We start from the raw sequence: 19,303 nt of genomic DNA, 5'->3' as shown, positions 1-19,303 counted from the left end.
TTCTTGGCGGCCCTCCCGGCGCCGGATATCGGACGATTCCGAAGCTGCGGTAGACCGCCTCCGCGTCCCCGTCAGGCGCCGGCCAGTTTGCCGAGCATGGCCTCGATCTGCGCGTTGAAGGGGTAGAGCAACTGCTGGCCGTTGCGCTGGCTGACCTGCAGGTAGCGCCAGCGCTTGTCCAGTTCGTCGTGCAGGGCCGGGTCGCTCTTCGCCAGGGCGTCGATGCGCTGCTGGATGCGCTCGTCCAGGGCCTTGACGTTCGCCGCCTCGGCCTCGGCGCGCGGGCCGTCGACCTTCTGCAGGTTGGCCAGGCGGGCGGTGAGCAGGGCGCGGCTGCGCAGGTCGTCGGCCAGGCCCGGGGTGGCCAGGGGGTGGGCCTGCAGGTAGGCGTCCAGGGGCTCGGCCAGCTTCAGGCTGCGGGCCATCTCGCCGTTCTGGTCGAGCTTGCGGGCGGCGTGCTCGGCCAGCATCTGCTGGCGGCCCTGCTCGTAGCTGGCCCAGAGTGTGCGCAGCGTGGTGGCATCCTGGCGTTGCGCAAGGGCCGCCTGCAGGTGCTTGCCGGTGGCGTCCAGGCGGTCGAGGAAGCGCTCGTCGGCGGTGGCGCTGTACAGCAGCAGGTAGCGGTTGGCGTCGACCAGGTCGGCTTCTATTCCGGGGGCCTCGGCGGCCTGGGCCTGGCCGCCGAGCAGGGCGCAGAGGGCCAGCGGCAGGCAGTGGCGCAGAGGAGACGGGAGGATTCGCATCGGGGAACATCCATGGCGGGAAAGCGCGCTATTGTTCTCGTTGCGCGGCGCCCGGGGAAGGGGCTTTTCAGCGCACCCCGCCGCGTTTTCGCCCTTGCAATCGGCCGCCGGGGCGCCAATATCTGCAATCTGTACAAAGTTTGATCGGAGGTTGCCATGGCCAGTGGTTGGGCGAACGACGGCGCGGTGCAGGAACAGATCGACAGCACCATCGAGGACGCAGTCGCCCGGGCGCGCAGGCAGTTGCCCCGCGGCGAGAGCCTGACGCATTGCGAGGAGTGCGATGCGCCCATTCCCGAGGCGCGGCGCAAGGCCGTGCCCGGCGTGCGTCTGTGCGTGAACTGCCAGGCCGCCCACGACGAGCAGGCGGCCTTCGCCGGCTACAACCGGCGCGGCAGCAAGGACAGCCAGCTGCGCTGAGGCGCCTCACTGCAGCAGCGGGGGCTTGCCGGCGGCGCGCCTTTCCGCCTTCCACTCGTCGAGGCTGGGCGCGGCCTGGTCGCCGTCGAGCTGGTGGATGATCTCGAAGTAGTCCTGCTTCAGCGGGTCCTTCAGCACCTCGCTGCGCGGCTTCACTTTCACCGCATAGATGCGCTGCACGTTCTGGTGGTCGAACGCGCGCCAGTACTGCTCGCCCTTGAGCAGGGCGTAGCGGTGGCCTTCCAGGGCCCTGATCAGCGCCTCGCTGTCCAGGCTGTTGGCGCGCCGCACGGCGTCCGCCCACTGGTAGACGATGCCGTAGGCCGAGGCGGCGGAGCTGGACGGGTACTTCTGGTAGCGCTTCACGTAGTCGTTGACGAAGGCCTTGCCGCGGGCGCTGTTCTCCAGTTCCGGCACGCGCCAGGTCCAGGGCTCGGTGCCGATCACGCCCTCCATCACGCTCGGCCCGGCCTGCTCGATCACGTTCAGGGTGAGGTTGGGCGCGACTATCTGCATGCGCCTGGTCAGGCCGAGGTCGTGGGCCACCCGCATGGCCCGCTCCAGGTCGCGGCCGAACAGCACCAGGACCAGCACCTGGACGTCGCTGGCGGCCGCCTGGGTGAGGCTGTCGCGGTAGTGCGCAAGGCCGACGGCGGGGAAGGGAATGCGCCGACCGGGGTGCTGGGCGCCGTCCTGCGTGCCGGTGGCCTGGCGCAGCGAGGCTTCGGTGGTGTGGCCCCAGGTGTAGTCGGAGGTGACGTAGAAGTAGCGGCTGCCCGGGTGCTTCTGCGCCAGGTACTGGCCCAGCACCCGGGCGCTCATCCAGGCGCTGATGCCCTCGCGGAACATGTAGCGGTGGCCGTCCTTGCCGGTGGTGTCGTTGGAGTAGGTGACGGCGCCGAAGTACAGCAGCCCGCGCTCGGCGGCGCGCTTGCCGGCGGCGATGGCCACGGCGCTGGAGGCGCCGCCGAAGAGCATGGCGGCGCCCTCGTCGGCCAGCTTGTCGACGTTGGCCACGGCCTTCTTCGAGCGCGAGGCGCTGTCGTGGCTGGACAGCCGCAGCGAGCGGCCGAGCACGCCGCCGCCGGCGTTGATTTCGTCGATGGCCAGCAGGGCGCCGCGCATCTGGTCGCGGCCTTCGTTCTGGTAGCTGCCGGTGCGGGGGTAGTTGAGGCCCAGGGTGATGGGATCGGCGGCCTGGGCGCAGGCGCACAGGCCCAGCGCCAGGGCCAGGGTGGCGGTCAGTCGTTTCATCGGGAGTCCTTGTTGTTCTGGAGGGACGGGCACAGAGGCCCTGCCAGCGTAGGGGGTGGACTCCGGGGGGAAATGCGAAGCGGTGCCGGTGGGGGAGGTCTTCTGAATTTCCCCGGGGGATTTCAGCCGCCTGTAGGAGCGGGCCCTGCCCGCGAATCGCGCGCAGGGCGCGCTCCTACAGGGGAATGGGGTGGTGTACCGAGACGCCGTGCTCGCTTGTGGCGTAGGTGCGACTGTCTTGCAGGCTGCGCCGAGGTGCTCTTCGTAGGATGGGTTGAGCTTGCGAAACCCATGCGGTTGCGCTGATGGGTATCGCTTCGCTCAACACCATCCTACGAAAAGCCGTGCTTCCTGGAACGTAAGCGGGCCCTGCCCGCGAATCGCGCGCAGGGCGCGCTCCCAGGGGAATGGTGTGGTGTACCGAGACGCCGTGCTCGCTTGTGGCGTAGGTGCGACTGTCTTGCAGGCTGCGCCGAGGTGCTCTTCGTAGGATGGTGTTGAGCTTGCGAAACCCATGCGGTTGCGCTGATGGGTATCGCTTCGCTCAACGCCATCCTACGAAAAGCCGTGCTTCCTGGAACGTAAGCGGGCCCTGCCCGCGAATCGCGCGCAGGGCGCGCTCCCAGGGGAATGGCGTGGTGTACCGAGACGCCGTGCTCGCTTGTGGCGTAGGTGCGACTGTCTTGCAGGCCGCGCCGAGGTGCTCTTCGTAGGATGGGTTGAGCTTGCGAAACCCATGCGGTGGCGGTGATGGGTATCGCTTCGCTCAACACCATCCTACGAAAAGCCGTGCTTCCTGGAACGTAAGCGCGCCCTGCCCGCGAATCGCGCGCAGGGCGCGCTCCTACAGGGGAATGGCGTGGTGTACCGAGACGCCGTGCTCGCCTGTGGCATAGGCGCGACTGTCTTGCAGGCTGCGCCGAGGTGCTCTTCGTAGGATGGGTTGAGCCTGCGAAACCCATGCGGTGGCGGTGATGGGTATCGCTTCGCTCAACACCATCCTACGAGGGTGTTCTCAGAACAGGAAGTAACGCTGCGCCATGGGCAGCACTTCGGCCGGTTCGCACCATAGCAGTTGGCCGTCGGCGCGTACCTGGTAGTTCTGCGGGTCCACCTCGATGTGCGGCAGGTAGGCGTTGTGGATCAGGTCGGTCTTGTGCACCGTGCGGCAGCCCTGCACCACGCCGATGGCCTTGTGCAGGCCCAGGCGGGCGTGCAGGCCGGCTTCCCAGGCGGCCTGGCTGAGGAAGGTCAGGCTGGTGGAATGGCGGCTGCCGCCGAAGCTGGCGAACATCGGCCGGTAGTGCACCGGCTGCGGGGTGGGGATGGAGGCGTTGGCGTCGCCCATCAGGCTGGCGGCGATGGCGCCGCCCTTGAGGATCAGGCTCGGCTTCACGCCGAAGAAGGCCGGGCGCCAGAGCACCAGGTCGGCCAGCTTGCCCACTTCGATGCTGCCCACTTCGTGGCTGACGCCATGGGTGATCGCCGGGTTGATGGTGTATTTGGCGATGTAGCGCTTGGCGCGGAAGTTGTCGTTGCGCGCGCCGTCGCCGGGCAGGGCGCCGCGCTGCTTCTTCATCTTGTCGGCGGTCTGCCAGGTGCGCGTGATCACTTCGCCGACGCGGCCCATGGCCTGGCTGTCGGAGCTGATCATGCTGAAGGCGCCGAGGTCGTGGAGGATGTCCTCGGCGGCGATGGTCTCGCGGCGGATGCGCGATTCGGCGAAGGCCACGTCCTCGGCGATGCTCGGGTCCAGGTGGTGGCAGACCATGAGCATGTCCAGGTGCTCGTCGATGGTGTTGCGGGTGAACGGCCGCGTCGGGTTGGTGGAGCTGGGCAGCACGTTGGCGAAGCCGCAGGCGCGGATGATGTCCGGCGCGTGGCCGCCGCCGGCGCCTTCGGTGTGGTAGGTGTGGATGGTGCGGCCCTTGAAGGCGGCCAGGGTGGTTTCGACGAAGCCGGATTCGTTGAGGGTGTCGGTGTGGATGGCCACCTGCACGTCGAGGCGGTCGGCCACGCTCAGGCAGTTGTCGATGGCCGCCGGGGTGGTGCCCCAGTCCTCGTGCAGCTTCAGGCCGATGGCGCCGGCGCGCACCTGTTCCTCCAGCGGCAGCGGCAGGCTGGCGTTGCCCTTGCCGGTGAAGCCGATGTTCATCGGGAAGGCGTCGGCGGCCTGGAGCATGCGCGCCAGGTGCCAGGGCCCGGAGGTGCAGGTGGTGGCGTTGGTGCCGGTGGCAGGCCCGGTGCCGCCGCCGATCATGGTGGTGACGCCGCTCATCAACGCTTCTTCGATCTGCTGCGGGCAGATGAAGTGGATGTGCGTGTCGATGCCGCCGGCGGTGAGGATCATACCCTCGCCGGCGATGACTTCGGTGCTGGCGCCCAGGGCGATGTTCACGCCGGGCTGGATGTCCGGGTTGCCGGCCTTGCCGATGGCCTGGATGCGCCCGTCCTTGAGGCCCACGTCGGCCTTGACGATGCCCCAGTGGTCGAGGATCAGCGCGTTGGTGATGACGGTGTCGACCACCCCGGCCGCCGGCAGCTGGCCCTGGCCCATGCCGTCGCGGATGACCTTGCCGCCGCCGAACTTCACTTCCTCGCCGTAGACGGTGAAGTCCTGCTCCACCTCGATCCACAGCTCGGTGTCGGCCAGGCGCACGCGGTCGCCGACGGTGGGGCCGAACATGTCGGCGTAGGCTTGTCTGCTGATCTTCATTGCGGCTCCTTGGCGGCCAGGGCATTTGGTACTTTTCCTGAGCCTTCGGCACGGGGCTCAACCACGCGCCCTCTCCCTAACCCTCTCCCTGAAGGGAGAGGGGACCGTTCGGTGCAGGATGAAACCTTGGCGTCAGCCGGCACGGACAGCTCCCTCTCCCTTCAGGGAGAGGGCGGGGGAGAGGGTTCTCTTGCTTGCATCAATCTCAAAGCGCGCCCATCACCCGCCCGGCGAAGCCGAACACGCGGCGCTCGCCAGCCAGCTCCACCAACTCCACCTCGCGGCTCTGCCCCGGCTCGAAGCGCACCGCGGTGCCGGCGGGGATGTTCAGGCGCATGCCGCGGGCCGCTTCGCGGTCGAACTGCAGGGCGTCGTTGGTCTCGTAGAAGTGGTAGTGCGAGCCGACCTGGATCGGCCGGTCGCCGCCGTTGGCCACGGTCAGGGCCAGGGTGCGGCGGCCGGCGTTGAGTTCGATCTCGCCGGGCTGGACGTCGTATTCGCCAGGGATCATGGGGGGCTCCTGAGGCCGAACCTGTCGGTGTGGGGTTGACGACTGTTTTTCATGCGCAGCTTCCCTCGATTCGCTGGAGGCTGAAGGCTGAAGGCTGGACGAAAAAGCGGCTCCCTCGTCCAGCCTCCAGCGGCTTTTCTCGTCTTTTGTCAGGGCGTATCCCGCGCATCGAGGATCAGTTGCATGAAGGTCAGGTCGAGCCAGCGGCCGAACTTCTGGCCCACCTGCGGCATCTGCCCGGTGGTGGCGAAGCCCAGGCGTTCGTGCAGGCGGATGGAGGCGGCGTTGCCGCTCTCGATGGCCGCCACCATCACGTGCAGGCCCTGGGCGCGGGCGCGGTCGACCAGCGCTTGCATCAGTTGCGGGCCCACGCCCTTGCCGCGCTGGTCGGCGCGCACGTACACCGAGTGCTCGACGGTTTCGCGGAAGCCGTCGAAGGTGCGCCAGGGGCCGTAGCTGGCGTAGCCCACCACTTCGCCGGCGTCTTCGGCGACCAGCACCGGGAAGCCCTGCTGGGCGCGCAGCTCCAGCCAGGCGCGGCGGTTGTCGAGATCGATGGCGACCTCGTTCCAGATCGCGGTGGTGTTGAGCACGGCGTCGTTGTAGATGTCGCGCAGGGCGCCGAGGTCGGCTGGGTGGGCGTCGCGGATCAGCATTGCGGTGTTCCTTCAGGCAGGTTCGTTCGAAAGCGGCCGCTCATCAGGCGATGGGCTGGTGCACGGTGACCAGCTTGGTGCCGTCGGGGAAGGTGGCTTCCACCTGGATCTCCGGGATCATCTCCGGCACGCCTTCCATCACCTGCTCGCGGCTGAGCAGGGTGGTGCCATAGTGCATCAGCTCGGCCACCGTGCGGCCGTCGCGGGCGCCTTCGAGCAGGGCGGCGGAGATCAGCGCGATGGCTTCCGGGTGGTTCAGCTTCAGGCCGCGGGCCAGGCGCCGTTCGGCCACCAGGCCGGCGGTGAAGATCAGCAGCTTGTCTTTCTCGCGGGGCGTCAAGTCCATCTCAGGTGCTCCAGATTCTGGGGGGGACGGCCTCGCGGCCGAGCAGCGCGGGCCGCAGCGCGCGCCAGAGTTCGATGAGCCAGGCGCGGGCGTGCAGCGCCTCGGCGGCCAGGCAGCGGGCGACCAGCAGGCCGGGCAGCTGGGTGAGGTTGCCGCGACCCTGGCAGGGTAGCGCGCGGCAGGCTTCCAGCAACGCGGCGTCGATCTGCCCGCTGGCGATCAGCGTGGCCATGACCGGCTGCCCGGCCAGGCCGATGGGCGAGTCCAGCAGGCGCTCGCCGCCGTCGATGCGCTGGCGTTCGTGCCACAGGCGGCGGCCGTCGCGGCGGATGTCCAGGATGGCGGCGAAGCGGCCCTGGTCGAAGCGCTCGCCGGCGGCGGGGCGGCCGAGGGCGACCACGTCCCAGTAGAACAGGCGGGCGTCGTCCTGCAGGTCGATGTCGGTGTGCAGTTCGGCCCGGGCGCCGGAGAAGACGATGGTTTCCTGGGGCAGCCATTCCAGGGTGGCGCCGGCCTCGACGCGGATGCGCAGGCGCTGGCTGGCCGGCGTGGCGGCGCGGTACCACTTGGCCGCGCCGGGGCTGGTGAGCTGGGCCCAGGCGCCGGGGCCGGCGTGGATGTCGAGGGCGAGGGTGTCGCCGCCGGCGATGCCGCCGGGCGGGTGCACCACGATGTGCTGGCAGACCTGCGGGCCCTCGGCGTACAGGTGCTTCTGCACCCGCAGCGGCCCCAGGTGGCGCCGCGTGACCGGCCGCGTGCCGTCGCCGACGCGGGCATAGGCCAGCTCCAGCTCGGCGTGCCAGGCGGGGTGGAAGAGGGCGGCGGGTGCGTTCATGGTGCGTGTTCTGCTGGGGTTGCCCTGGGTAGAGCAATTGGCGTGCCTTCTGCGCCAGGATAGTGCGTGGGCCTGGCAAGCCTGGGCGGCAGCGGGGGATGGGTTGTCCGAGTGGTCAGCTATGGGCGCGATTGCGGTGCGTTGGAACGCGCCATGCACCATCATGGGGCGTAGGGCGAATAACCGTTCGCGGTTATCCGCCGATACACCCATCTCCCTGGCCGCTCCGAAGTCGGCCTGGGTGGTGCCCAGGTCGACACCGAGCGGCCTGGGGCCAAGGTCAAACGGCGGATAACGCCGGAGGCGTTATGCGCCCTACGTCAGATGGCCACCAACCCGCGTACCCCTTCGCTTTCCATGTCCGCGCCGCGGCCCTGCTGGACGATCTCGCCGCGGGCCATCACCAGGTACTGGTCGGCCAGTTCGGCGGCGAAGTCGTAGAACTGTTCCACCAGCAGTATGGCCATGTCGCCGCGCTCGGCGAGCTTGCGGATCACCGCGCCGATCTCCTTGATCACCGAGGGCTGGATGCCTTCGGTGGGCTCGTCGAGGATCAGCAGGCGCGGGCGGCTGGCCAGGGCGCGGCCGATGGCCAGCTGTTGCTGCTGGCCGCCGGAGAGATCGCCGCCGCGGCGCTGCTTCATCTCGCGCAGCACCGGGAAGAGTTCGTAGATGAATTCCGGCACCTGCTTCGCTTCCCTGGCGCCGAAGCGGGACAGGCCCATCAGCAGGTTCTCCTCCACGCTCAGCCGCGGGAAGATTTCGCGGCCCTGGGGCACGTAGGCGATGCCGGCGTGCACCCGCTGGTGCGGCCTGAAGCCGGTGATGGCCTTGCCCTCCCAGCTGACGCTGCCCTCGCGCGCCGGCACCAGGCCCATCAGGCAGCGCAGCAGGGTGGTCTTGCCCACGCCGTTGCGCCCGAGCAGGCAGGTGACTTCGCCGATCTTCGCGTCGAACGACAGGCCGCGGAGGATGTGGCTGCCGCCGTAGAACTGATGTAGTTGGCTGACTTGTAGCATGTCGTTTTCCTTTTCAGCGCTGGAAGCCTGAGGCCGGAAGCTGGAAGCAGAGCGGCTCCGGCTTCCAGCTTCTGGCTTTCGGCTTCAAGCTCAGCGTCCCAGATAAACCTCGATCACCTGCTCGTTCGCCTGCACTTCTTCCAGCGAGCCCTCGGCCAGCACGTGGCCCTGGTGCAGCACGCTGACGTGGTCGGCGATGCTGCCGACGAAGCCCATGTCGTGCTCCACCACCATCAGCGAGTGCTGGCCGGCGAGGGACTTGAAGAGTTCGGCGGTGAATTCGGTTTCGGCGTCGGTCATGCCCGCCACCGGTTCGTCGAGCAGCAGCAGTTGCGGCTCCTGCACCAGCAGCATGCCGATCTCCAGGAACTGCTTCTGGCCGTGGGAGAGCAGGCCGGCCGGGCGGTTGCGCGATTCGCGCAGGCGGATGGTGGTCAGCACCTCCTCGATGCGGTCCCTCTGCTCGCCGCTGAGCTTCGCGCGCAGACTGGCCCATACCGACTTGTCGGCCTTCTGCGCCAGCTCCAGGTTCTCGAACACCGAGAGCGCCTCGAACACCGTGGGCTTCTGGAACTTGCGGCCGATGCCGGCCTGGGCGATTTCCACCTCGCTCATGCGCTGCAGGTCGTAGGTCTCGCCGAAGTACGCCTTGCCGCTGTCGGGGCGGGTCTTGCCGGTGATCACGTCCATCAGCGTGGTCTTGCCCGCGCCGTTGGGGCCGATGATGCAGCGCAGCTCGCCCACGCCGATGTACAGCGTCAGGTCGCGCAGGGCGCGGAAGCCGTCGAAGCTGACGTTGATGTCTTCCAGGGTGAGGATGGTGCCGTGGCGCACGTCCAGGCCTTGGCTTGCGCTGGCGCCCAGGCCGACGGCGTCGCGGCCCGTGCCGCTGGGGTCGAAGGCCGGTTCCAGCATCAGGTGGGGGACGGCTCTCATTGCGCTTTCTCCCGCTTGATCAGCCCGAGGATGCCCCGCGGCAGGTACAGGGTGACGACGATGAACAGGGCGCCGAGGAAGAACAGCCAGTACTCCGGGAAGGCCACGGTGAACCAGCTCTTGGCGCCGTTCACCACGCCGGCGCCGAGCAGCGGGCCGAGCAGCGTGCCGCGCCCGCCCAGGGCCACCCACACGGCGGCTTCGATGGAGTTGGTCGGCGACATCTCGCTGGGGTTGACGATGCCCACCAGCGGCACGAACAGGGCGCCGGCCAGGCCGCAGAGCACCGCGCTCAGGGTCCAGACGAACAGCTTGTAGCCGCGCGGGTCGTAGCCGCAGAACATCAGGCGGTTCTCGGCGTCGCGCAGGGCGGTGAGCACCCGGCCGAACTTGCTCCGTGCCAGGGCGAAGCCCAGCGCCAGGCTGGCCGCCAGCAGCAGGACGATGGCCAGGAACAGCGCGGCGCGGGTGCCCGGCGCGGTGATCGAAAAGCCCAGGATGCTGCGGAAGTTGGTGAAGCCGTTGTTGCCGCCGAAGCCGGTCTCGTTGCGGAAGAACAGCAGCATGCCGGCGAAGGTCAGGGCCTGGGTCATGATCGAGAAGTACACGCCCTTGATCCGCGAGCGGAAGGCGAAGAAACCGAACAAGAAGGCCAGCAGCCCCGGCGCCAGCACCACCAGGCACAGGGCCCAGAGGAAGTGCTGGGTGCCGGCCCAGTACCAGGGCAACTCGTTCCACGACAGGAAGGTCATGAACGCCGGCAGGCCGTCGCCGGCCGCCTCGCGCATCAGGTACATGCCCATGGCGTAGCCGCCCAGGGCGAAGAACAGGCCGTGGCCGAGGGACAGCAGGCCGGCGTAGCCCCAGACCAGGTCCAGGGCCAGCGCGACTATGGCGTAGCAGAGGATCTTGCCGGTCAGCGTCAGGCCGTAGGCCGACAGGTGCAGGGCGCTGGTCTCGGGCAGCAGGTGCAGCAGCGGCAGGATCAGCAGCGCGACGAGGGCCGCGCCGACGATGCCGGCGGTGACTCGCGGGCCGGCCTTCTGCGCGGCCGTCACGGTGAGTGGTTGGTTCACGGGCAGATCTCCCTCGATTCCTGTAGGAGCGAGCTTGCTCGCGAACAATCCCCGCTGCGAAGTCGTTCGCGAGCAAGCTCGCTCCTACGAAGAGCAGCTGGTTCGGGCATTGGCGTTTTCATCAATCGATGACCCTCCCTTTCAGGGCGAACAGCCCCTGGGGGCGTTTCTGGATGAACAGGATGATCAGCGCCAGGATCAGGATCTTGCCCAGCACCGCGCCTATCTGCGGTTCGAGGATCTTGTTCGCCACGCCCAGGCCGAAGGCCGCGCAGACGCTGCCGGCCAGTTGGCCGACGCCGCCGAGCACCACCACCAGGAAGGAGTCGATGATGTAGCTCTGGCCCAGGTCCGGGCCGACGTTGCCGACCTGCGACAGGGCCACCCCGCCGAGCCCGGCGATGCCCGAGCCGAGGCCGAAGGCGAGCATGTCCACGCGCCCGGTGGGCACGCCGCAGCAGGCCGCCATGTTGCGGTTCTGCGTCACAGCGCGGACGTTCAGGCCCAGCCGCGTGCGGTTGAGCAGCAGCCAGGTGAGCGCCAGCACGAACAGGGCGAAGCCGATGATGACGATGCGGTTCCACGGCAGCACCAGGTTCGGCAGCAGCTGGACGCCGCCGGACAGCCAGGCCGGGTTGGCCACCTCGACGTTCTGCGCGCCGAACAGCACGCGCACCAGCTGGATCAGCACCAGGCTGATGCCCCAGGTGGCCAGCAGGGTTTCCAGGGGGCGGCCGTAGAGGTGGCGGATCACCGTGCGTTCCAGGGCCATGCCGATGGCCGCGGTGACGCCGAAGGCCACCGGCAGGGCCAGCAGCGGGTAGTACTCCAGCAGGCCGGGGGCGAAGCGTTGCAGCAGCGACTGCACCACGTAGGTGGAGTAGGCGCCGAGCATCAGCATCTCGCCATGGGCCATGTTGATGACTCCGAGCAGGCCGTAGGTGATGGCCAGGCCCAGGGCCGCCAGCAGCAGGATGGAGCCCAGCGACAGGCCGCTGAAGGCCTGGCCGAGCAGGTCGCCGACCATGAGCCGGCGCTTGACCTGGGCCAGGCTGGTGGCGGCGGCGGTGCGCACCTGTTGGTCGGCCTCCACGGCCGGGTCGAGCAGGTTCTGCAGGCGGGTGAGGGCCAGCGGGTCGCCGGAGTCGCCGAGCAGGCGCACGGCGGCCAGGCGTACCTGCGGGTCGGTGTCGGCCAGTTGCAGGTTGGCCAGGGCTAGCTGCAGGGCGGCTTTCACCTTGTCGTCGGTTTCCGCACCGGTGCGCTGGGCGAGCAGTTCGCGCTGCGCGGGCTTGGCGGTCTTCTGCAACTGGCGCGCGGCTTCCAGGCGCAGCGTCGGGTCCTGCGCCACCAACTGGTGGCTGGCCAGGGCGGTGTTGAGCAGGCCGCGCAGGCGGTTGTTCAGGCGCAGCTTGTCGGGCTCGCCGGCGGGCGGGGCGTCGCCTTCGGCGGCGCGGTAGTGCTTGTCGTCGCCGAGGAGGAAGGCATGGTTCTGCGCGTCGACGGCGAAGCGCCCGGCCTGGATGGCTTCGAGCAGCGGCAGGCGCTCGGCCTCGGGGGCGGCGGCCCAGTGTTCGAGCAGCGTGGCGCGGCCGGCGTTGTCGGCGGCGGCGAAGTCCTGCGCCGGGCCGGCCTGCGCGGGCAGGGCGAGGAGGGTGGCCAGCGCCAGGGCGCAGGCTCGGATTAGACGGATAAGGGCGGGTGGGGGCATGGGGTTTTTTCGTTGGTTGGAGGCTGGAGGCTGGAAGCTGGAAGCTAGAAGCTAGAAGCTAGAAGCTAGAAGCGAGACCGCGTCGCTTTTGGCTTTCAGCTTCCAGCTTCCAGCTTCCAGCTTCCAGCTTTTTTCAACTCAGTCCGGCTTCTTGTCGTTGCCCGGGATGAACGGGCTCCAGGGCTGGGCGCGGATCGGCTCGGGGGTTTTCCAGACCACGTTGAACTGCCCGTCGTCCTGGATTTCGCCGATCATCACCGGCTTGTGCAGGTGGTGGTTGGTCTTGTCCATGGTCAGGGTGAAGCCCGAGGGCGCCTTGAAGGTCTGCCCGCCCATGGCTTCGCGGACCTTGCCGACGTCGGTGCTGCCGGCCTTCTCCACGGCCTGGGCCCACATGTGGATGCCGACGTAGGTGGCTTCCATCGGGTCGTTGGTCACGGCGGTGGCGTAGTTCGGCAGGTTCTTCGCCTTGGCGTAGGCCTTCCAGTCGGCGACGAACTTCTCGTTCTGCGGGTTCTTCACCGACTCGAAGTAGTTCCACGCCGCGAGGTTGCCCACCAGCGGCCTGGTGTCGATGCCGCGCAGTTCTTCCTCGCCCACCGAGAAGGCCACCACCGGCACTTCGGTGGCTTCCAGGCCCTGGTTGGCCAGTTCCTTGTAGAAGGGCACGTTGGAGTCGCCGTTGACGGTGGAGATCACCGCGGTCTTGCCGCCGGCGGAGAACTTCTTGATGTCGGCGACGATGGTCTGGTAGTCGCTGTGGCCGAACGGCGTGTAGACCTCCTGGATGTCCTTGTCGGCCACGCCCTTGCTGTGCAGGAAGGCGCGCAGGATCTTGTTGGTGGTGCGCGGGTAGACGTAGTCGGTGCCGAGCAGGAAGAAGCGCTTGGCGGCGCCGCCGTCCTCGCTCATCAGGTATTCCACCGCGGGAATGGCCTGCTGGTTCGGCGCGGCGCCGGTGTAGAAGACGTTGGGCGACATTTCCTCGCCCTCGTACTGCACCGGGTAGAACAGCAGGCCGTTGAGTTCCTCGAACACCGGCAGCACGGATTTGCGCGAGACGCTGGTCCAGCAGCCGAAGACCACCGCGACCTTGTCCTGGGTCAGCAACTGGCGGGCCTTCTCGGCGAACAGCGGCCAGTTCGACGCCGGGTCGACCACCACCGGCTCCAGCTTCTTGCCGTTCACCCCGCCTTTGGCGTTGATTTCGTCGATGGTCATCAGCGCCATGTCCTTGAGCGAGGTCTCGGAGATGGCCATGGTGCCGGACAGCGAATGCAGGATGCCGACCTTGATGGTCTCGGCGGCCTGGGAGCCGAAGGGGAACAGGCCGGTGAGCAGCAGCGCGCTCACCGCCAGGGTGCTTTTCAACAGGGGACGACGTTTCATCGCGGCAGCCTCCTTGGCTTCCAGTACCTGGGAGGGTGCCGGGCGGATTCTGGGCCGTCGCCTGTGCAGCCTCCCGAAATGGGTAGGGGACCCCTGCGGGTCGGGAGGTCTATCGCAGCATCCGTGCCAAGCAGCGCAAAGCCCTGTGCCAGAGGGCTTGCGCGGCGTTTTTTGCCGTTTCGCTCGGGGTTTTCGCGGCGCCATTCTGGTGCGCCGAGGGGGCGCACGGACGATTCGCCCCCAATTGGGGCGCGCCGCTATGTGACGCCGGTCTCAGGGGGTGGGCAGGAAGTAGCCGCGCACGCCGGTCATGATGATCTGCGCGGCCAGCGCGCAGACGAACAGGCCCATCAGCCGGCTGACGATCTGCAGGCCCTGCTCGCCGAGGATGCGTTCGATGCGGTCGGACAGGAAGAGGGTGACGCCGAGGGTGAGGCAGGCGAGGACGATCGCCAGCAGCGCCAGCAGCTTGTCCTCCCAGTGCTGGCCGACGCCCATCACCAGCAGCGCGCCTATGGTGCCGGGGCCGACGGTGATGGGGATGGTCAGCGGGACGATGGTGACGTCCTGCTGCACGTTGTCGCTCTGCACCGCCGAGCGCCCCTGGGCCATGCCCAGGGCGGAGATGAACAGCACGCTGCCGGCGCCAATGCGGAAGGCGTCGGCGGTGATGCCGAAGAGGGTGAAGATGTAGCGCCCGAACAGGTACAGCAGCACGCTGGCGACCAGCGCCGCCAGGGCCACGCGCCAGGCCATGTGCTTGCGGTCGCGCGGGGCGAAGCCGCGGCTGAGGCTGATGAAGCAGGAAAGCACGAAGAAGGGGCTGTAGAGCACCAGCATCTTCAGGTACACGCTGAACAGCACATGCATGGGGGGATCTCGTCCGGGTGAGATGGCTCTGCTGGGGCTGAAGCATAGCGGGCGGGGTGGGCGGCGGTCATTGCCTGGGGGCGGGTTTTGGTGGGGGTTTTATTGTAGGAGCGAGCTTGCTCGCGAAGGGTGTTCACCGGTGATGTCGGTGTATTGGCTCGGCTCCTTTCCCCTCTCCCCAGCCCTCTCCCTGAAGGGAGAGGGGGCTTGTCCGCGCCGAGAGAAGTGATGGTTTCAGCCGGAAACCTTTGGCGTTGCCGGCTGACGCCAGAACACCCAGCCCTGCCCAACGGTCCCCTCTCCCTTCAGGGAGAGGGTTAGGGAGAGGGGCGGGGTCAACCCGAAACACCGCAGCCACCGGGAAACGCCCTTCGCGAGCAAGCTCGCTCCTACACCTTCCGGCAGACACAACGCCCGTAGGATGCGGTTGAGCGGAGCGATACCCATCACCGCAACCGCATGGGTATCGCAAGCTCAACCCATCCTACGAAAAGCACCTCGGGGCCGTGATGGGCCTCAGGACGGCAGCGCCGCGTCGCTCTGCTGGCGCAGGCGGCGTTCGCGTTCGGCTACCCAGTAGGCCACCAGTTCGCGCAGTTGCGACAGTTCCACCGGCTTGGCCATGTGCCCGTCCATGCCGACCAGGCGGGCGCGTTCCTTGTGTTCGCTGAGGATGTGCGCGGTGAGCGCCACCACCGGGGTGTGCGGGCGGTGTTCGCTGGCTTCCCAGGCGCGCAGGCGCTCGGTGGCGGAGAAGCCGTCGAGCACCGGCATCTCGCAGTCCATCAGCACCAGGTCGTACTGGGTGGCCTTCATCGCGGCCAGGGCTTCCTCGCCGTTGCTGGCGGTGTCCGGCTGCAGGTCGAGCTTGCCGAGCATGCCGCGGATGACCTTGGTGGAGATGCTGTTGTCCTCGGCCACCAGCACGCGGAAGTCGCTGGGCGGGCTCAGCGGCGCGGGTTCGGCGGCCGCCGGCAGGTAGTTGGTCACGCCGCTGGGGCCGCGCTGGGCCAGTTCGTCGGCGAGGGTGGCCTTGAGCGTGTAGCCGGCCACCGGCTTGGCCAGGATGCGCTTGATCCCGGCGTTGCGGGCGATGATCTTGCTCGGCGCGTTGCTGATGCCGGTGAGCATGATCAGCAGGATGTCGTGGTTGAGGTTGGGGTCTTCCTGGATCTTGGTCGCCAACTGCATGCCGGTCATGCCGGGCATGTCCTGGTCGAGCAGGACCACGTCGAAGTATTCGCGCAGGTGCGCCTTGGTCCGCAGCAGGGCCAGGGCTTCCTTGCCGGAAGCCACGGCGCTGACGTTCATGCCCCAGACGCTGCACTGCTGCACCACCACCTTGCGGCAGGTCTGGTTGTCGTCCACCACCAGCAGGCGCGCGCCCTGCAGCGGGCTGTCGAGGTCGGCGGTGGGGTGTTCGAGCATGTCCTGGTCCAGCGGCAGGCTCAGCCACAGGGTGTTGCCGCTGTCGCCACCGCTGTCCAGGCCGCTTTCGATGCCCAGTTGGCCGGACATCAGCTGGATCAGCTGGCGCGCGATCACCAGGCCCAGGCGGCTGCTCAGGCGGGTGGCGGAGAGGAAGTCGCGGCTGTGCAGCTCGGCGGTGAGCAGGGCCTGGCGGTCGTTGGGGTCCAGCGGGCGGCCGCTGTCCTGCACGGCGATGCGCAGGCGCGTCTTGCCCGGCGGGCCGTCGAGGGCCACCACCAGGAGGATCTCGCCTTCCTCGGTCTGCTTGAAGGCGTTGTCCAGCAGGCTCAGCAGCACCTGGCGCAGGCGCGTCGGGTCGCCGCTGATCACCCGTGGCACCTGCGGCTGGGTGAAGCTGATCAGCTCGATCTTCTGCTGCTCGGCGCGCACCCGGAAGATCGCCAGGCAGTCCTCGATCAGCGCGCCCAGGTCGAACTGCACCTCGTCCAGCTCGATCTGCCCGGACTCCAGCTTGGAGATGTCGAGGATTTCGTTGATCAGCGCCAGCAGCTCGTTGCCGGCGCTGTGGATGGTCTGCACGTAGTCGCGCTGCTTGGCCGACAGCGGGGTGCCGAGCAGCAGCTCGGTCATGCCCAGCACGCCGTTCATGGGGGTGCGGATTTCGTGGCTGATCTTCGCCAGGAACTCGCCCTTGGCCTTGAGCTCGGCGCTGCTGGCGGCGCGCTTGCGGCTGGCGTCGAAGCTCTCCTGCTGCAGTTGGCGCTGGCGCTCGGCCAGGGCCAGGCTGAGCAGGAAGCCGGCCGCCGCGGTCAGCCCCAGCAGCGCGCTGCCGAGCCAGTCGCTGCGCGTGGGCACGTAGCCGAGCAGGGCCGGCAGGCTCAGCAGCCAGGCGCTGACGAACACGCCCATGGCGATGACGAACAGCCGGGCCGGGCGGTAGCCGTGGCGCATGTAGTAGGCGGCGATGAGGAACATGCCCAGGCTGGTGATCGCCACCAGGCCGTAGAGCAGCTCGCCGGTGGGGATGTCCAGGGCCAGGTGCAGCAGCGCGCCGAGGCCCAGCAGGCCGAGGCTGCCCAGCGCCAGCAGGCGGCCCAGGGGGCGGCGCGGCGACTGGCCGTGGAAGAAGCTGGCGGTGTAGCCCAGGGCGCAGAACAGCACCAGCAGCAGGGCCAGCTGGGCGGTCAGCGGCTGCCAGGTCTGGTGCGTGCCGTACCAGGGGCTGAGCAGGCCGAACAGCGTCAGGCAGGCCAGCAGCAGCCCGGCGTGCACCCCGGCCAGCCACAGGCCGCTGAGCACGCGGTTGTAGGCGAAGCGCACCAGGTTGTAGAGCAGCAGCATGCCCAGGCAGCCGAGGAGGATGCCGAACTGCAGCGGGCGCTGCTGGCCGGCGGGGTATTCGGCGCTTTCCAGGCTGATGGTGGGGCGCAGGCTCTGGCTGGAGCTCAGGCGCAGGTAGAGGTCGAGGACTTCGGGGCTGCTGCGCAGCGGCAGCAGGATGTCGCTGTTGAGCAGCGGGCGCTGGCCGGGATAGAGGTTGCCGGCCTGGCGCTCTTCCAGCAGCTGCGAGCCGTGCAGCAGGTAGAGCTGCAGGCTGTCCAGGCTCGGCGAGAACAGGCGCAGCTGGCGCGGCGCGTCGCTGGCCGGTAGGCGGTAGTGCAGCCAGATGGCGCCGGGGCCGGCGGGGGCGTGCAGGTCTTCGATGTCGAGGGGGCTGAACAGCGGGCGCAGGCGTGCGGAGAGGACGTCCTGCAACTGCAGGCGGCCTTCGCCGTCGTGCAACTGCGACCAGCCGTCGGCATCCTGCGCCTGGACGAGGCCCGGGCCTACGAGCAGGGCCGTCAGCAGCAGGCAGACCAGAAGTCCTGTGGCGTTCCAGAGCCGGCGCACGGCGAATTCCCTTCGGTGGAGAGTGGCCGGATTATAGCCAAGTGCCGACGGCCCCGAAATCCACCCGGGCCCGCACGTGGCCGCCTGCCGACCGCAGGTCGGAAAAACGGGCGCAAAGGCGGCTCAGCCCCTGCGCCCGCCGGCCTTTTAGCTTTCGCCGCGTTCGCGGGCGATGGCGCGGTAGCCGATGTCCTTGCGGTAGAAGCAGCCGTTCCAGCGGATCTGCTCCGCCAGGCGGTAGGCCTGCTGCTGCGCCGAGGACACGCTCGGGCCGATGGCGGTGGCGCAGAGCACGCGGCCGCCGGAGGTGACGACCTGGCCGTCCTTCAGCGCGGTGCCGGCATGGAACACCTTGCCGTCGAGCTTGGCGGCTTCGGCCAGGCCTTCGATGACGTCGCCCTTGGCGTAGTCGCCCGGGTAGCCGCCGGCGGCCAGCACCACGCCCACGGTGGGGCGCGGGTCCCAGGTGGCCTCGACCTTGTCCAGCGCCTTGGCCAGGGCGGCCTCGACCAGCAGCACCAGGGAGCTTTCCAGGCGCACCATGATTGGCTGCGTCTCGGGGTCGCCGAAGCGGCAGTTGAACTCGATGACCTTGGGCGCGCCGCTCTTGTCGATCATCAGGCCGGCGTAGAGGAAGCCGGTGTAGACGTTGCCTTCCTCGGCCATGCCGCGCACGGTCGGGTAGATGACTTCGTCCATCACCCGCTGGTGCACCTGGGGGGTGACCACCGGGGCCGGCGAGTAGGCGCCCATGCCGCCGGTGTTGGGGCCAGTGTCGGCGTCGCCGACGCGCTTGTGGTCCTGGCTGGTGGCCATGGGCAGCACGTTCTGGCCGTCGACCATGACGATGAAGCTGGCCTCCTCGCCGTCGAGGAACTCCTCGATCACCACGCGCGAACCGGCGTCGCCGAAGGCGTTGCCGGCGAGCATGTCGCGCACGGCTTCCTCGGCTTCTTCCAGGGTCATGGCGACGATCACGCCCTTGCCCGCGGCCAGGCCGTCGGCCTTGATCACGATGGGCGCGCCTTTCTCCTTCAGGTAGGCCTGGGCCGGCTCGACTTCGGTGAAGTTCCGGTAGTCGGCGGTGGGGATCTTGTGGCGGGCCAGGAAGTCCTTGGTGAAGGCCTTGGAGCCTTCCAGCTGGGCCGCGCCCTTGGTCGGGCCGAAGATGTCCAGGCCGCGCGAACGGAACAGGTCGACCACGCCGGCGACCAGCGGTGCTTCTGGGCCGACGATGGTCAGTTGCACGTTCTTCGCGGCGAAGTCGGCCAGTTGCTCCAGGGCCAGCACGTCGATGGCGACGTTCTCGCACTTGGGCTCGGTGGCGGTGCCGGCGTTGCCCGGGGCGACGAAGACCTTCGCCACGCGCGGGTCCTGGGCGACCTTCCAGGCCAGGGCGTGTTCGCGACCGCCGCTGCCGATGATCAGTACATTCATATTCGATAGCTCTCGTCTGAGAGCTGGAAGCTGGAAGCTGGAAGCTGGAAGCGGTCGGGCTTC

16 protein-coding genes are annotated in these 19,303 nt (G+C 68.5%); 1 reads left to right on the top strand and 15 read right to left on the bottom strand.

The annotated features are described in order from the left end of the window. Positions 1-71: 71 nt before the first annotated feature. On the bottom strand, positions 72-743 hold the full coding sequence (locus PcP3B5_RS27295) for a hypothetical protein (RefSeq protein ID WP_061562907.1): 672 nt from the start codon (positions 741-743) through the stop codon (positions 72-74). A 156-nt stretch (positions 744-899) separates the two neighbouring features. Between PcP3B5_RS27295 and PcP3B5_RS27290 the strand changes: the two genes are divergently transcribed. After that, on the top strand, positions 900-1,163 hold the full coding sequence (locus tag PcP3B5_RS27290; RefSeq protein WP_009613342.1) for a DksA/TraR family C4-type zinc finger protein: 264 nt from the start codon (positions 900-902) through the stop codon (positions 1,161-1,163). Between the two features lie 6 nt (positions 1,164-1,169). On the opposite strand, the gene PcP3B5_RS27285 is transcribed toward PcP3B5_RS27290, so the two are convergent. From PcP3B5_RS27285 to purD, 14 genes are all read right to left on the bottom strand, one after another. Then, positions 1,170-2,417, bottom strand: coding sequence for a substrate-binding protein (locus PcP3B5_RS27285; RefSeq protein ID WP_061562906.1), 1,248 nt, complete (start codon positions 2,415-2,417; stop codon positions 1,170-1,172). 1,015 nt (positions 2,418-3,432) lie between these two features. Beyond that, complete coding sequence (gene ureC, locus PcP3B5_RS27280) at positions 3,433-5,133, bottom strand: urease subunit alpha (protein WP_061562905.1); 1,701 nt, start codon at positions 5,131-5,133, stop codon at positions 3,433-3,435. Between the two features lie 205 nt (positions 5,134-5,338). Further along, positions 5,339-5,644: an urease subunit beta gene (locus PcP3B5_RS27275; RefSeq protein WP_061562904.1), complete on the bottom strand. Its 306-nt coding sequence runs from the start codon at positions 5,642-5,644 to the stop codon at positions 5,339-5,341. Positions 5,645-5,793: 149 nt separating this feature from the next. Then, positions 5,794-6,300 carry a GNAT family N-acetyltransferase gene (locus PcP3B5_RS27270; protein WP_061562903.1) on the bottom strand — a complete coding sequence of 169 codons (507 nt, stop codon included), beginning with the start codon at positions 6,298-6,300 and terminating at the stop codon, positions 5,794-5,796. Between the two features lie 43 nt (positions 6,301-6,343). Next, entirely contained in the window at positions 6,344-6,646 is a 303-nt protein-coding gene (locus tag PcP3B5_RS27265; protein ID WP_043268703.1) for an urease subunit gamma, read from the bottom strand. Position 6,647: 1 nt separating this feature from the next. Then, positions 6,648-7,481: an urease accessory protein UreD gene (locus PcP3B5_RS27260; RefSeq protein ID WP_061562902.1), complete on the bottom strand. Its 834-nt coding sequence runs from the start codon at positions 7,479-7,481 to the stop codon at positions 6,648-6,650. Positions 7,482-7,801: 320 nt separating this feature from the next. Next, on the bottom strand, positions 7,802-8,500 hold the full coding sequence (urtE, locus tag PcP3B5_RS27255) for an urea ABC transporter ATP-binding subunit UrtE (protein WP_061562901.1): 699 nt from the start codon (positions 8,498-8,500) through the stop codon (positions 7,802-7,804). 90 nt (positions 8,501-8,590) lie between these two features. Beyond that, positions 8,591-9,436 carry an urea ABC transporter ATP-binding protein UrtD gene (gene urtD / locus PcP3B5_RS27250; RefSeq protein WP_145923951.1) on the bottom strand — a complete coding sequence of 282 codons (846 nt, stop codon included), beginning with the start codon at positions 9,434-9,436 and terminating at the stop codon, positions 8,591-8,593. Continuing rightward, complete coding sequence (urtC, locus tag PcP3B5_RS27245) at positions 9,433-10,512, bottom strand: urea ABC transporter permease subunit UrtC (RefSeq protein WP_061562899.1); 1,080 nt, start codon at positions 10,510-10,512, stop codon at positions 9,433-9,435. The genes urtD and urtC overlap by 4 nt, the downstream gene beginning before the upstream one ends. Positions 10,513-10,633: 121 nt before the next feature. Then, positions 10,634-12,223 carry an urea ABC transporter permease subunit UrtB gene (gene urtB / locus PcP3B5_RS27240; RefSeq protein WP_061562898.1) on the bottom strand — a complete coding sequence of 530 codons (1,590 nt, stop codon included), beginning with the start codon at positions 12,221-12,223 and terminating at the stop codon, positions 10,634-10,636. A 138-nt stretch (positions 12,224-12,361) separates the two neighbouring features. After that, complete coding sequence (gene urtA, locus PcP3B5_RS27235; protein WP_061562897.1) at positions 12,362-13,612, bottom strand: urea ABC transporter substrate-binding protein; 1,251 nt, start codon at positions 13,610-13,612, stop codon at positions 12,362-12,364. Between the two features lie 273 nt (positions 13,613-13,885). Continuing rightward, positions 13,886-14,482: a MarC family protein gene (locus PcP3B5_RS27230; protein ID WP_061562896.1), complete on the bottom strand. Its 597-nt coding sequence runs from the start codon at positions 14,480-14,482 to the stop codon at positions 13,886-13,888. Between the two features lie 516 nt (positions 14,483-14,998). Beyond that, positions 14,999-17,803: a hybrid sensor histidine kinase/response regulator gene (locus PcP3B5_RS27225; RefSeq protein WP_058488258.1), complete on the bottom strand. Its 2,805-nt coding sequence runs from the start codon at positions 17,801-17,803 to the stop codon at positions 14,999-15,001. Between the two features lie 147 nt (positions 17,804-17,950). Beyond that, a complete protein-coding gene (purD, locus tag PcP3B5_RS27220; protein WP_061562895.1) occupies positions 17,951-19,240 on the bottom strand; it encodes a phosphoribosylamine--glycine ligase in 1,290 nt (429 codons plus the stop codon). Between the last annotated feature and the right edge of the window lie 63 nt (positions 19,241-19,303).

Origin of the sequence: Pseudomonas citronellolis, from assembly GCF_001586155.1 — a bacterium.
GTDB classification, from domain to species: domain Bacteria; phylum Pseudomonadota; class Gammaproteobacteria; order Pseudomonadales; family Pseudomonadaceae; genus Pseudomonas; species Pseudomonas citronellolis.
The sequence above is the reverse complement of the archived record's forward strand: the minus strand, read 5'-3'. Positions and strand labels throughout refer to the sequence as shown.